Annotated in this window: 12 protein-coding genes; 7 read left to right on the top strand and 5 right to left on the bottom strand. The window is 64.0% G+C overall.

The genetic code is table 11. The features are described from left to right. Window positions 1–224: 224 nt before the first annotated feature. Both glyA and B4M43_RS06870 read left to right on the top strand, forming a co-directional pair. The gene (gene glyA, locus B4M43_RS06875; RefSeq protein ID WP_296265432.1) at window positions 225–1,478 is read left to right on the top strand and encodes a serine hydroxymethyltransferase; all 1,254 of its coding nucleotides are present in this window, start codon (window positions 225–227) and stop codon (window positions 1,476–1,478) included. A gap of 189 nt (window positions 1,479–1,667) precedes the next feature. Further along, a complete protein-coding gene (locus B4M43_RS06870; RefSeq protein WP_296265430.1) occupies window positions 1,668–2,228 on the top strand; it encodes a hypothetical protein in 561 nt (186 codons plus the stop codon). Between the two features lie 53 nt (window positions 2,229–2,281). Here B4M43_RS06870 and yjiA read toward each other — a convergent pair whose 3' ends face one another. From yjiA to B4M43_RS06855, 3 genes are all read right to left on the bottom strand, one after another. After that, a complete protein-coding gene (gene yjiA, locus B4M43_RS06865) occupies window positions 2,282–3,280 on the bottom strand; it encodes a GTPase (RefSeq protein ID WP_296265428.1) in 999 nt (332 codons plus the stop codon). Window positions 3,281–3,436: 156 nt separating this feature from the next. Then, on the bottom strand, window positions 3,437–3,634 hold the full coding sequence (locus tag B4M43_RS06860) for a YbdD/YjiX family protein (protein ID WP_296265425.1): 198 nt from the start codon (window positions 3,632–3,634) through the stop codon (window positions 3,437–3,439). 18 nt (window positions 3,635–3,652) lie between these two features. Beyond that, window positions 3,653–5,719: a carbon starvation CstA family protein gene (locus tag B4M43_RS06855; RefSeq protein WP_296265423.1), complete on the bottom strand. Its 2,067-nt coding sequence runs from the start codon at window positions 5,717–5,719 to the stop codon at window positions 3,653–3,655. Window positions 5,720–5,888: 169 nt separating this feature from the next. Here B4M43_RS06855 and B4M43_RS06850 point away from each other — a divergent pair, with 169 nt between their 5' ends. Both B4M43_RS06850 and B4M43_RS06845 read left to right on the top strand, forming a co-directional pair. Next, window positions 5,889–6,254: a PilZ domain-containing protein gene (locus B4M43_RS06850; RefSeq protein WP_296265422.1), complete on the top strand. Its 366-nt coding sequence runs from the start codon at window positions 5,889–5,891 to the stop codon at window positions 6,252–6,254. 260 nt (window positions 6,255–6,514) lie between these two features. After that, on the top strand, window positions 6,515–8,032 hold the full coding sequence (locus B4M43_RS06845; protein ID WP_296265420.1) for a nucleobase:cation symporter-2 family protein: 1,518 nt from the start codon (window positions 6,515–6,517) through the stop codon (window positions 8,030–8,032). A 387-nt stretch (window positions 8,033–8,419) separates the two neighbouring features. Here the strand turns inward: B4M43_RS06845 and radA are convergent, their stop codons facing one another. Next, the gene (gene radA, locus B4M43_RS06840) at window positions 8,420–9,793 is read right to left on the bottom strand and encodes a DNA repair protein RadA (protein ID WP_296265417.1); all 1,374 of its coding nucleotides are present in this window, start codon (window positions 9,791–9,793) and stop codon (window positions 8,420–8,422) included. 175 nt (window positions 9,794–9,968) lie between these two features. Here radA and mscL point away from each other — a divergent pair, with 175 nt between their 5' ends. Then, window positions 9,969–10,388, top strand: a complete 420-nt coding sequence (gene mscL, locus B4M43_RS06835) for a large-conductance mechanosensitive channel protein MscL (protein ID WP_028696186.1) — start codon at window positions 9,969–9,971, stop codon at window positions 10,386–10,388. A 52-nt stretch (window positions 10,389–10,440) separates the two neighbouring features. Here mscL and B4M43_RS06830 read toward each other — a convergent pair whose 3' ends face one another. After that, the gene (locus B4M43_RS06830; RefSeq protein ID WP_296265414.1) at window positions 10,441–11,217 is read right to left on the bottom strand and encodes a ferredoxin--NADP reductase; all 777 of its coding nucleotides are present in this window, start codon (window positions 11,215–11,217) and stop codon (window positions 10,441–10,443) included. Between the two features lie 202 nt (window positions 11,218–11,419). On the opposite strand from B4M43_RS06830, the gene B4M43_RS06825 reads away from it, so the two are divergent. Together B4M43_RS06825 and B4M43_RS06820 are read left to right on the top strand one after the other, a co-directional pair. Then, on the top strand, window positions 11,420–12,133 hold the full coding sequence (locus B4M43_RS06825) for an autoinducer binding domain-containing protein (protein ID WP_296265412.1): 714 nt from the start codon (window positions 11,420–11,422) through the stop codon (window positions 12,131–12,133). Window positions 12,134–12,227: 94 nt separating this feature from the next. Continuing rightward, window positions 12,228–13,346: a methyltransferase gene (locus B4M43_RS06820; RefSeq protein ID WP_296265409.1), complete on the top strand. Its 1,119-nt coding sequence runs from the start codon at window positions 12,228–12,230 to the stop codon at window positions 13,344–13,346. Window positions 13,347–13,375 lie beyond the last annotated feature (29 nt).

Genomic DNA, 13,375 nt, shown 5'->3' with positions numbered 1-13,375 from the left:
TCAGTCGCGGAACACAGCCGAACGGTGCGTCGAGCATCCGGCGCTTCGCACGCCTTCGTTGCATACCAGTGCCCGAGTACCCGGTTTTGTCGGATTGACGGCCGCGCGGGTAGTCAATTGGCCGCTTGGCGCTCGTACGTCGCCACTCGCCGCTCGCGGCTGCGCTGCGGCGGCGCAATGGGATAGAATGCCTGCCCTTTCCAGCCCGATCCTTGAGGACCGCCATGTTCAGCCGTGATTTGACCATTGCCAAGTACGACGCAGAGCTCTTCGAAGCCATGCAGCAAGAAGCGCTGCGCCAGGAGGATCACATCGAGTTGATCGCGTCGGAAAACTACACCAGCCCGGCCGTCATGGAAGCCCAGGGCTCGGTGCTGACCAACAAGTACGCCGAAGGCTACCCAGGCAAGCGCTACTACGGTGGCTGCGAGCACGTCGACGTGGTCGAGCAGCTGGCCATCGACCGCGCCAAGCAACTGTTCGGCGCCGACTACGCCAACGTCCAGCCGCACGCCGGTTCCCAGGCCAACGCCGCGGTCTACCTGGCCCTGCTGTCGGCCGGCGACACCATCCTGGGCATGAGCCTGGCCCACGGCGGCCACCTGACCCACGGCGCCAGCGTCAGCTCGTCGGGCAAGCTGTACAACGCCGTGCAGTACGGCATCGACGGCAACGGCCTGATCGACTACGACGAAGTCGAGCGTCTGGCGGTTGAACACAAGCCGAAAATGATCGTCGCCGGCTTCTCGGCCTACTCGCAGGTGCTGGACTTCCCACGCTTCCGCGAAATCGCCGACAAGGTCGGTGCCTACCTGTTCGTCGACATGGCCCACGTCGCCGGTCTGGTCGCGGCGGGTGTGTACCCCAACCCGGTGCCGTTCGCCGACGTGGTCACCACCACCACCCACAAGACCCTGCGCGGCCCGCGTGGCGGCCTGATCCTGGCCCGTGCCAACGCCGACATCGAGAAGAAACTCAACTCGGCCGTCTTCCCCGGCGCCCAGGGCGGCCCGCTGGAACACGTCATCGCAGCCAAGGCGATCTGCTTCAAGGAAGCGCTGCAGCCTGAGTTCAAGGCCTACCAGCAGCAAGTGGTGAAAAACGCCCAGGCCATGGCCGGCGTGTTCATCGAGCGCGGTTTCGACGTGGTCTCCGGCGGTACCGAGAACCACCTGTTCCTGCTCTCGCTGATCAAGCAGGAGATCTCCGGCAAAGACGCCGACGCAGCCCTGGGCAAAGCGTTCATCACCGTGAACAAGAACTCGGTGCCGAACGACCCACGCTCGCCGTTCGTCACTTCGGGCCTGCGCTTCGGCACCCCGGCCGTGACCACCCGCGGCTTCAAGGAAGCCGAATGCCGCGAGCTGGCCGGCTGGATCTGCGACATCCTGGCCGACCTGGACAACGAAGCGGTGATCGGCGCCGTGCGTGAGAAGGTCCAGGCCATCTGCAAGAAGCTGCCGGTCTACGGTCAGTAATCGCAGTGGTGCAAAGAGGCCTGGCTTTTTAGCCGGGCTTTTTCATGGGCGATGGGAAAGGTCGGCGCCCAGGACGGTGGCACGAACCACGCGTTCGGCATCGCGCCGTCCGGACGGAAGCGGTGCCAGCTGTTGCGTCGAGACCGGTCGCAGGAGGATGCCCCTTTTTCGACGTCAGGAACCTGGACCATGCCCACGCCACGCCAACTCTCCTTTCTGGGTAACTTGAGCCTCGGTGCCCACCCGGTGCACACCTTGGAGTCTCTGCACGGCTCGCCCGTGTGGGTCAACCGCCTGGGCGGTGCTGGCGTGCTGCCAGGGCTGGCCAGCACGGTACGCAACGATTCGAACCTGCTCGGCTGCCAGCCCAGCGAACATGCGGCGCCACTGCTGCTCTACTTCCGCCATACCGAGTCCGGCTATCGGCTGTACGTGCGTGAGCCGGGAAAGCACTTCGGCAAAGGCATCAAGCTGGTCGACGGCATGTACCTCAGCCTGGGCTCGACGTACGAATCCAATCCGCAACCGGTGATGCTCAAGACACCCGATGGCCAGGACGTCGACCTCGACGGCCTACCGGACGACGCCCATTCCGTCATGCTGGAAGCGGGTGGCAAGCCGATCGTCCTGGGCAGACGCAGCTACTCGCAGCACACTTACCTGACCCGTGCCGAAGGCACACCGCTGCCATGGACGCTGACGATCATGGCGAGAAACGTGCCATGGGTCAGCCATCCCGACGAAGCGTGAGCAGCCCATGAAACACGGTACTGCCAACACGCCTCATGAATGCTGAAGCGCAATCAGTCCGGCGCTGTCGTCGCCGGATTCCTGCTCAGCGCCGCGAACCCCGCCTTGATCTGCTGCTCCGGCAACTCATCGCCGATGAACACCATGACGCTCTCGCGCGCTTCGCCCTCGCGCCATTCGGCGTCCCAATCGAAACCGTATAGTTTGAGCACACCCTGAAACACTAGGCGGCGCTCGTCGCCGGCAATGTTCAGCACACCTTTGTAGCGCAGCAACTGCTTGCCGTGTTCTTCCAGCAGCTCGTTCATGAAATCGCTGAGGCGGTCGATGTCCAGCGCCGTGTCGCTGCGCAGCACCAAGGTGGAAATGCGGTCGGGCGTGGCCGGTTTGAGCACCGGACGCAGGCTCGGCGTCGGGCGCAGGCCCAAGTCCGGATTGAGGTTGAAGCCGCGCACGTCGAGCAACTCGGCAAGTTCGATGCGCCCTTGCTCGACCACCCGAATCGCGGCGCGCCCGTTGATCCGGCCCAGCCGCTCGCGCAAGGCTTCGACGGCGGCAGGCTCCACCAGGTCGGTCTTGCTCAGCAGCAGGCGATCGGCGAAACCCACCTGCGCCTGGGCGATGGTCTGGGTCAAGTGAACGTCCGCGTGCAGGGCGTCGACCAAGGTGATGATGCCGTCGAGCAGGTAGCGCTCGCGCAGCTCTTCGTCGATGAAGAAGGTTTGCGCCACAGGTGCCGGATCGGCCAGGCCCGTGCACTCGATCACCAAGCGGTCGAACGCGATTTCGCCGGCGTCGAGCCGTTCGAGCAGCAGATACAGGGCACGGGTCAGGTCGCCGTGGATGGTGCAGCACACGCAACCGTTGGCCAGGGTCATGACCTGCACCGGCTCGTCGCCGAGCAACTGGCTATCGATGCCGACTTCGCTGAATTCGTTTTCGATCACGGCGATCTTCAGACCGTGCTCGGCCTTGAGCATGTGCTTGAGCAAGGTGGTCTTGCCGGCGCCGAGGAAGCCGGTGAGGACGGTGACGGGAATGGGCGTTTGCACGCAGATACCTCCATGGAGCCGAAAATGAATGTGGGAGCGCGGTTGTCCGGGCTCCCACAGGTTCGGGCAGGGTGTAGCGTAAGGGCAAGTACGCCGCAAAGGTACGGCGCGCAGGCCGGTTCGCTTGCGCTTCGGTCAGCACGTTGCGGGCCACGCCTAACAGCACTTGGGTCCGGCCTTGCCGCCGTAACGGGCTTCCTGGCGTTCGCGGAAGAATGCCTCGTAGCTCATCACCGGCTGGTCCGGGTGTGTGCGCTGCATGTGCTCGACGTAGTTGTCGTAGTCAGGCATGCCCACCATCAGGCGGGCGGCCTGCCCAAGGTACTTACCCAGTCGTCCCAGGTCGTTGAACATGGCCGCGGCCCTCTCTGGTTATGCTTCAGGCAGAGCCTGGAACGGGGTTTCCTTGTCGGTGCGTTCCTTGTGGTTCCAGGCGCGGTAGCCGACTTTCAAGGCGAAGAACAGGATGCTGAACACCACCACCAGGAACAGCACGGTCAGGCCGGCGTTGGTGTAGGCGTTGTACACCACGTGCTGCATCTGCCCGATGTCCTTGGCCGGCGCCAGCACCTGACCGGCTTGCAGCGCGGTGCTGTACTTGTTCGCCAGGGCCAGGAAACCGACTGCCGGGTTGGCGTCGAACAGCTTGATCAGGCTGGCGGTGGTGGTGCAGATCAGCAGCCATATGGCCGGCAACAAGGTCACCCACACGTATTGCTGACGCTTCATCTTGACCAGCACCACGGCGCCGAGCATCAGGGCGATACCGGCCAGCATCTGGTTGGAGATGCCGAACAGCGGCCACAGGGTATTGATGCCACCCAGCGGATCGATCACGCCTTGATACAGCAGGTAACCCCACAGCGCCACGCAACCGGCCGTGGCGATCATGTTGGCGACCCACGACTCGGTGCGCTTGAGCGCCGGCACGAAGCTGCCGAGCAGGTCCTGCAACATGAAGCGGCCGGCGCGGGTACCGGCATCGACGGCGGTGAGGATGAACAGCGCTTCGAACAGAATGGCGAAGTGGTACCAGAAGGCCATGGTGTTCTCGCCCGGCAGCACCTGGTGCAGGATCTGCGCGATGCCCACGGCCAGGGTCGGCGCGCCGCCGGCACGGGCCAGGATGGTGTGCTCACCGATGTCGCGGGCCACCGCCTCGAGCTGGTCGGGGGTGATCATGAAGCCCCAGCTGCTGACGGTCTGCGCCACCGACACCACGTCGCTGCCGACGATGGCCGCCGGGCTGTTCATGGCGAAGTACACGCCGGGCTCGATCACCGAAGCGGCGACCATGGCCATGATGGCGACGAACGACTCCATCAGCATGCCGCCGTAGCCGATGTAGCGGGCGTTGGTTTCGTTGTCCAGCAGCTTGGGCGTGGTGCCCGAAGAGATCAGCGCGTGGAAGCCCGAGACCGCGCCACAGGCGATGGTGATGAACAGGAACGGGAACAGCGCACCCTTCCACACCGGGCCCGTGCCGTCGGTGAACTGGGTCAGGGCCGGCATCTTCAGCTCAGGCGCAAGGATCAGAATGCCGATGGCCAGGGCCAGGATGGTGCCGATCTTGAGGAAGGTAGAAAGGTAATCGCGTGGCGCCAGCACCAGCCATACCGGCAGCACGGCGGCGACGAAGCCGTAGCCCACCAGCATCCAGGTGATCTGCACGCCGGTGAAGGTGAAGGCCGGGCCCCACACCGGATCGGCGGCGACCAGGCCACCGACCCAGATCGACAGCAGCAACAGCACCACGCCGATCAGGGAAATCTCGCCGATGCGCCCTGGGCGGATATAGCGCATGTAGATGCCCATGAACATCGCGATCGGGATGGTCGCCATCACCGTGAACATGCCCCATGGGCTTTCCGCCAGGGCCTTCACCACGATCAGCGCCAGCACCGCGAGGATGATGATCATGATCAGGAAGCAACCGAACAGGGCGATGGTGCCGGGAATGCGGCCCATCTCCTCGCGCACCATGTCGCCCAGCGAGCGGCCGTTACGCCGGGTGGAGAGGAACAGCACCATGAAGTCCTGCACCGCGCCGGCCAGGACCACGCCGGCGATGAGCCACAGGGTGCCGGGCAGATAGCCCATCTGCGCCGCCAGCACTGGGCCGACCAAGGGGCCGGCACCGGCGATGGCCGCGAAGTGGTGGCCGAAGAGGATGTGCTTGTTGGTCGGCACGTAGTCCAGACCGTCGTTGTTGAGCACCGCAGGCGTCGCCCGGCGCGGGTCGAGTTGCATCACCTTGGTGGCGATGAACAGGCTGTAGTAACGGTAGGCGACGAGGTACAGGGCAACCGCCGCGACCACGATCCACAAGGCATTGACCGCTTCGCCCCGACGCAGGGCGACTACGCCCAGCGCACAGGCCCCCAGGACTGCCAGCGCTAGCCACGGTATGTGGCGCAGCAGGCTATTATTGTTGTTCATGGTTTTACTTCCAGCTGGATTATTGGAATAACGCCGCTCACCGAGTCTAGGGCGAGTGCTTGCGCATTGCCACATCTGCTTTGGTCTAGAGCCTTTGCAGACACATTCGCCAGCCCTCGCGCGAACGCCATCCGCCACGCGCATCCGACGCACTTCCGAGGGTTCCAACATGGGCGATAGCCGCGAACGTCGACGTTTCCAACGCATTCCTTTCGATGCCGCCACGCAACTCTGCCAGCACGGGCAGTGCTGGCCGGTCGCACTCATCGATCTGTCGCTCAAGGGCCTGTTGATCGAGCGCCCGGCCGCCTGGCCAGTCGACCTCACCCAGCCGTTCGAAGCGAGGGTACAACTGGGCGCCGATGTCCTGGTACGCATGCAGGTCGAACTGCGCCATGAAGAGGCGGGCCGGCTGGGCTTCGCTTGCACCTCGATGGATATCGATTCGATCAGCCACCTGCATCGCCTGGTGGAATTGAATCTGGCCGATGAAACGGAAATGCAGCGGGAACTGGGCGAACTTATCGAAGATTGAGGTCATTTAGCGGGCCAACTAAGTCGCCAGATGCGCTTTTCTGTCCAGTCGGACAACTTTATTGGCGATGCTCGGTGCTTTGTACACACCGCTCTAGCACAGGTAATACGCCTTGTAATAAAGCGTTTTGGCATGCCTCGATCAGGGCTTAAAAGGGGCTGATCGAGGCCATATTCGAATTATTGTATACAATCGATACAACGCCTTCGGTACGATTCATACCGGTAGCGCCACAACAATAATTCGAGAGAGCCTGCTCCATGACCACGTCCCATAGCACCTCCTCCCCCGCCCGGCCCGAGGACGAAAACCTCGGTCTGGGCGCCAACCTCGCCTATGGTCTGCAACACGTCCTGACCATGTACGGCGGTATCGTCGCCGTGCCGCTGATCCTCGGTCAGGCTGCCGGCATGGCCCCGGCGGACATCGGCCTGCTGATCGCCGCCTCGCTGTTCGCAGGCGGCTTGGCGACCCTGCTGCAGACCCTGGGCCTGCCGTTTTTCGGCTGTCAGTTGCCGTTGGTGCAAGGGGTGTCGTTCGCCGGCGTGGCGACCATGGGCGCGATTCTCGGCACCGAAGGCGGTGGCGGCATGCCCGCCGTGTTGGGCGCGGTGATGGCGGCTTCCTTGATCGGCCTGCTGATCACCCCGGTGTTCTCGCGCATCACGCAATTCTTCCCGCCGCTGGTCACCGGCATCGTCATCACCACCATCGGCCTGACCCTGATGCCGGTCGCCGCACGTTGGGTGATGGGCGGCAACAGCGCTGCCGCCGATTACGGCAGCGTGGCCAATATCGGCCTGGCCGCATTGACCTTCGCCATCGTGCTGCTGCTGAGCAAGATCGGCAGCGGCGCGCTGTCGCGCCTGTCGATTCTGCTGGCGATGGTGATCGGCACGTTGATCGCCTGGGCGCTGGGCATGGCCGACTTCAGCGGCGTCGGCCAAGGCCCGATGCTGGCGATGCCCACCCCGCTGCACTTCGGCATGCCGACCTTCCACCTCGCCGCGATCCTGTCGATGTGCATCGTGATCATGGTGACCCTGGTGGAAACCTCGGCCGACATCCTCGCCGTGGGCGACATCATCGGCACCAAGGTCGATTCCAAGCGCCTGGGCAATGGCCTGCGCGCGGACATGGCATCGAGCATCCTGGCGCCGTTGTTCGGTTCCTTCACGCAGAGCGCCTTCGCCCAGAACGTCGGCCTGGTGGCAGTCACTGGAGTCAAGAGCCGTTACGTGGTGGCCACCGGTGGCGTGATCCTGGTGGTGCTCGGCCTGCTGCCGGTGATGGGCCGGGTGATCGCCGCAGTCCCTACGCCGGTGCTCGGTGGTGCCGGGATCGTGCTGTTCGGTACGGTGGCGGCCAGTGGCATCCGTACCCTGTCGAAGGTCGGCTACCAGAACAACGTCAACCTGATCATCGTCGCGGCCTCGCTCGGCTTCGGCATGATCCCCATCGCCGCACCGACCTTCTACCACCAGTTCCCCAGCTGGTTCGAGACCATCTTCCATTCGGGCATCAGCTCGGCCGCGATCATGGCCATCGCGCTCAACCTGATGTTCAACCACTTCACCGCCGGCAATCCGCAGAACCCCTCGGTGTTCGCCGCCGGCTACGAGCGCACCATCCACTATTCGGACATCTCGGCCCTGCGCGACGGCGACTACTTCAAGGACGGCCACCTGTACGATGCCGAAGGACACGAAGTACCACTGCTCGACGCCGAAGCGACCGACACGCCCTCGGCACGGCGCAAGGCGGTGGCGGAGCACTGAACCGATTGCCCGCTCGGGCGCAGGGGCCCGGTGCGCATCGTCGAGGCCTCTTTTTTATCCGTGCACTCTCGTGAATGCGCCGAACCGACCGCCGCTTGACGCTTACTGACCACCATTGGGCGTAGCCTGTACTGGGACCGCTTTGCGGTCCATCGCGGCTAAAGCCGCTCCAACAGTACTGCGCTCTTGTTGGAGCGGCTTTAGCCGCGATGGCCGGCATCGCCGGCCCGATGGCTACGACACCAGCAGCTTGGCAGTAGCGCATCGCCTGGGTCAGGGCTGATGTACAGCCCTGGACGGGGCAACGTCGGAGTTGAGTGAACGGCATCGCCTATGCGGGGTTTTCTCTTCAGGCCAAAGCAGTTGGCAGGCCGCAGGCACGAAGCATCACTCCTCGAACAACGCATCCAACGCCTGCTCCAACCGCGTCACCGCAATCACCTGCAACCCCGCCGGCGCATCCTTGGGCGCGTTGCCCTTGGGCACGATGGCGCGTTTGAAGCCGTGCTTGGCCGCTTCCTTGAGCCGCTCCTGACCACTGGGCACCGGCCGTACCTCGCCCGACAGGCCGACCTCGCCGAACACCAGCAAGCCGTGGGCCAGCGGCCGGTTGCGCAGGCTGGACATCACCGCCGCGAGCAAGGCCAGGTCGGATGCGGTTTCCAGCACCTTGACCCCGCCGACCACGTTGAGGAACACGTCTTGGTCGTGGGTGGGAATGCCGCCGTGGCGGTGCAGCACGGCCAGCAGCATGGCCAGGCGGTTCTGATCCAGGCCCAGGGTCACCCGCCGCGGGTTGGACAGATGGCTGTCGTCGACCAGCGCCTGCACTTCGACCAGCATGGGCCGCGTGCCTTCCCAGGTGGCCATGACCACGCTGCCCGGCACCGCTTCCTGGGCGCGGTTGAGGAAGATCGCCGATGGGTTGGACACCTCTTTCAAACCCCGGTCGGTCATGCCGAACACGCCCAGTTCGTTGATCGCGCCGAAACGGTTCTTCACCGCCCGCAACAGGCGTAGACGGCCGTCGGACTCGCCCTCGAAATACAGCACGGTATCGACCATGTGCTCGAGCACGCGTGGCCCGGCCAGCGAGCCTTCCTTGGTAACGTGGCCGACCAGGAAGATCGCCGTGCCGCTCTGCTTGGCGTAGCGCACCAGCAGCGCCGTGCTTTCCCGTACCTGGGCCACACCGCCCGGCGCCGATTGCAGCTGTTCGGTGAAGATGGTCTGGATCGAGTCGATGACCATTACCCGCGGCTTTTCCACGCGGGCGGTGGCGATGATGGTCTCGATGCAGGTTTCTGTCATCACCTTGAGCTGGTCCTGGGGCAGGCCCAGACGGCGCGAGCGCATCGCCACCTGCTGCTGCGACTCCTCGCCGGTGACGTACAGCGCGGGCATGTGCGTGGCGATGTTGCACAGGGTCTGCAAGAGGATGGTCGACTTGCCGATGCCGGGGTCGCCGCCGATCAGCACCACCGAGCCATCGACCAGGCCGCCGCCCAGCACCCGGTCGAGCTCGCCGCTGCTGGTGGTGAAACGCGGGATTTCCTCGACGCTGACTTCGGCAAGGGTCTTGAGCTGCGCCTGCTGGCCGGTCCAGCCGGCCCGTCCGCTGCTGGGCGCGGCCGCACCGCCGCTCTCGATCTGGGTTTCCACCAGGGTGTTCCAGGCGCCGCACTCGCCGCACTGGCCCGCCCATTTGGGAAAGGTGGCGCCGCACTCGGTGCAGCCATACAAGCGCTTGGCCTTGGCCATGGGTCGGTCTCCTGGAAAAAGCCACCATCATAACCGACCCTCGCATCCGCACTGCAGGCGCTCATCGGCTAAAACTATTGGCTGGCAATACAGTCACTTGCAGCATGCGCAACGCATGCAACCGATGCTGGCTACACTGCGAGCACATTCTCAATTAGTTACAAGGAAACACAGCATGAGCGTGATCAAGGAATTCAAGGCCTTCGCGGTCAAAGGCAACGTCGTCGATATGGCCGTCGGCATCATCATCGGTGCGGCGTTCGGCAAGATCGTCTCGTCGTTCGTCGGTGATGTGATCATGCCACCGCTGGGGCTGCTGATCGGCGGCGTCGACTTCAGCGACCTGGCCATCACCCTCAAGGCCGCCCAAGGCGATGTGCCGGCCGTGGTATTGGCCTACGGCAAATTCATCCAGACCGTGATCGACTTCATCATCGTCGCCTTCGCCATCTTCATGGGCGTGAAGGCCATCAATCGCCTCAAGCGCGAAGAAGCGGTCGCCCCGAGCGCACCACCGACCCCAACGCCGCAAGAGACGCTGCTGACCGAAATCCGCGACCTGCTCAAGACGCAAAACCAGAACAGACTGCCCTGAGCCCATGCGAAAGGGCCGCACAAGGCGGCCCTTCGCCTTTACCCTTCTTTAATTACCAGTAGTTCTCCACCGCCACCTGCCCAGGTCGCCGGCTCAAGCTCAATTGCAGATCCCGTGCCTTCAATGCCTGGCGCGTGTCGTCGATCATCTGCGGGTTGCCGCAGAGCATGATGCGCGAATGCTCGGGCGAGAACGCCAGCCCCGCCGCCCGTTCCAGCTCACCGGTTTCGATCAGCGTGGTGATGCGCGCATTCAGTGCACCCGGATGCGCTTCACGGGTGACCACCGGGATGAATTGCAGCTTGCCGGCGAACTCGGCCAGATAGTCGCGCTGCTCGAGCCCGGCGATCTCGTCGAGGTAGGCCAGCTCCTTGGCCTCACGCACCGAATACACCAGCTTGATCGACTCGAAACGCTCCCAGGCCTCGAAGTCTTGCAGGATCGACATGAACGGCGCGATGCCGGTGCCAGTGGCCAGCAGCCACAGGTCACGACCGCCGACGAAGCGATCCAAAGTCAGGTAACCGAAGGCCTGGCGGTCGATGAGCAGGGTATCGCCCTGGCCTAGGCGGCTCAGCTCGCTGGTGAACTCTCCACCTGGCACAACAATTGAAAAGAAATCCAGGTATTCGTCATGGGGCGCGCTGACCATCGAATAGGCACGCCAGGCGATGCTGCCATCGGCCTTGGTCACCCCCAGACGGGCGAACTGGCCGGAGCGGAAGCGAAAACCGGCGTCGCGAGTCACCCGCAGACTGAACAGGCTCGGGGTCAACGGTTTTACGTCCAGCAGGGTCTGTGCGGTGAACTTGTCGGCGCTGTCGGTCATGGGGCACTCCGGAAAACAGGTACGCCAGTGTGGCGCAAAGCCGCCCGGATAAAAACCACGCAAGGCACGGGCCTATAGTGCCAACCGTTCTAAATGATTAAACCGAAAGACGCTTATAGCGAAAAAGCAGAACTCCATTTCCAGACATTCCCTACACTGGGTACTGTCTTCACCTGATAGATAGAGTCTCCGGGGAATCGCAATGCCACATTGGACGTCCAGACAATTGCATGATCTGCTGGAAAAACGAGAGCCCACCGCGATCTTTGACCGCTCGATCGAATTGGCCCAAGCTTTGGGCATGACCCACCTGGGCTTGCGTCTGCACGTGCAAAGCGTGGCCCGCGGCATCAATCTGCTGTGCTACAACAACTACCCGCCCGAGTGGAACGAGCAGTACGAGCGTGAAGAGCTGAGCCAGATCGATCCGATCAGATCCATGTGCCATCACACCACGCTGCCGGTGCTGTGGGACGAAACGCATTTCGCGGCCTGCCCACGGTACCGCCACGCTGCCTGCAAACATGGCTTGCGCTATGGCTGGACCCAAGCGGTGCACGGCCTGCGCGGTTTCGAAAGCCATCTCAGCGTGTCGCGTCCTTCGGGCAAGATCGGCATGGCCGAGTTCTATGAAAAGGGCGCTGAAGTCCTGTGGCTCTGTAACACCCTGCACGCCTTGCTCGGCGAATACCACAAGGTCCGCTTGGAAGCCGAGTCGCCCGTCGCGCACTTGAGCGACCGGGAAATGGAAGTGCTGCGCTGGTCTGCCGCGGGCAAGACCGCCGCCGACATCGCCTGCATTCTCTCGTTGTCGCAGAGCACGGTGAACTTCCACATCCGTAGCGTCATCACCAAGACCAACGCCTCGAACAAAGCCGGTGCCACCGCCATTGCCGCCATGCATGGCATGATCTGAAACCGGCCTGCCCCTCCTTTAGCAAAGCCCTGTAGAATCCGCGCCCAACCAGGGTCGCCCAGGCGACCGGACGATTCCCTTCAGGGTCCGCCTCATGCCTTCGCTAACCTCCCCCTTCGCCGATCTCGACCTGATCCGCCAACCCGACCAAGCCAACGATCCGTTGCAGGCCTTCGACGCTGCCGACGAGTACCTGCTGCAGCGCTTCGCCGAACAGGCGCCTGCCGCGCACAGCCGGGTGCTGGTGCTCAACGACAGTTTCGGTGCCCTGGCTGCGAGCCTGAGCGGCCGCGTGGCGGTGGTCAGCAGTGGCGATTCGTACCTGGCCCATCTGGCGCTGGACAAGAACCTGGCGCGCAATGCCAGGCCCGAGGTGGCGTTCGTACCGGCCAGTGCCACGTGGCAGGGGCCGTTCGACTGCGTGCTGTTACGCGTGCCCAAGACCCTCGCCCTGCTCGAAGAACAACTGATCCGCCTGCAAGGCCAACTGGCACCGGGCGCCCAAGTGATCGCCGGCGCCATGGTCAAGCACCTGCCGCGCGCCGCAGGCGACCTGCTGGAAAAGTACATAGGCCCCGTGCAGGCCTCGCTGGCGCAGAAGAAGGCCCGCCTGCTGACGGCCACCGCCAGCGAACGGCCAACCGCCGTCTCGCCCTATCCCACCCGCTACCTGCTCGATGCGCCGCCGCTGACGCTGGTCAACCACGCCAACGTGTTCTGCCGCGAAGGTCTGGACATCGGCACGCGCGCCTTCCTCCCCCATCTGCCGAGCAACCTCGGCGGCGCACGGGTCGCCGACCTTGGCTGCGGCAACGGCGTGCTGGCCATCGCCAGTGCCCTGAGCAACCCCGAGGCGCATTACACCCTGGTGGACGAGTCGTACATGGCGGTGCAGTCGGCCGAGGAGAACTGGCGCGCGGCGCTCGGCGAGCGGCCGGCCGACTTCGTGGCCGCAGACGGTCTTGCCGGACACCCCAAGCAATCCTTGGACGTGGTGCTGTGCAATCCACCCTTCCACCAGCAGCAGGTGGTCGGTGACTTCCTCGCCTGGCGCATGTTCCAGCAGGCGCGCGAGGCGTTGGTGGTAGGCGGCGCGCTGTACATCGTCGGCAATCGCCACCTGGGCTATCACAGCAAGCTGGCGCGGCTATTCCGCGGCGTGGAGCAGGTGGCGGCCACGCCCAAGTTCGTCATTCTCAAGGCGCGTAAATAAGCGCGCCTGGGCCGGACGGTGGCACGCGC

Origin of the sequence: Pseudomonas sp. UBA6562, assembly GCF_002434265.1 — a bacterium.
Classification (GTDB): domain Bacteria; phylum Pseudomonadota; class Gammaproteobacteria; order Pseudomonadales; family Pseudomonadaceae; genus Aquipseudomonas.
The sequence above is the reverse complement of the archived record's forward strand: the minus strand, read 5'-3'. Positions and strand labels throughout refer to the sequence as shown.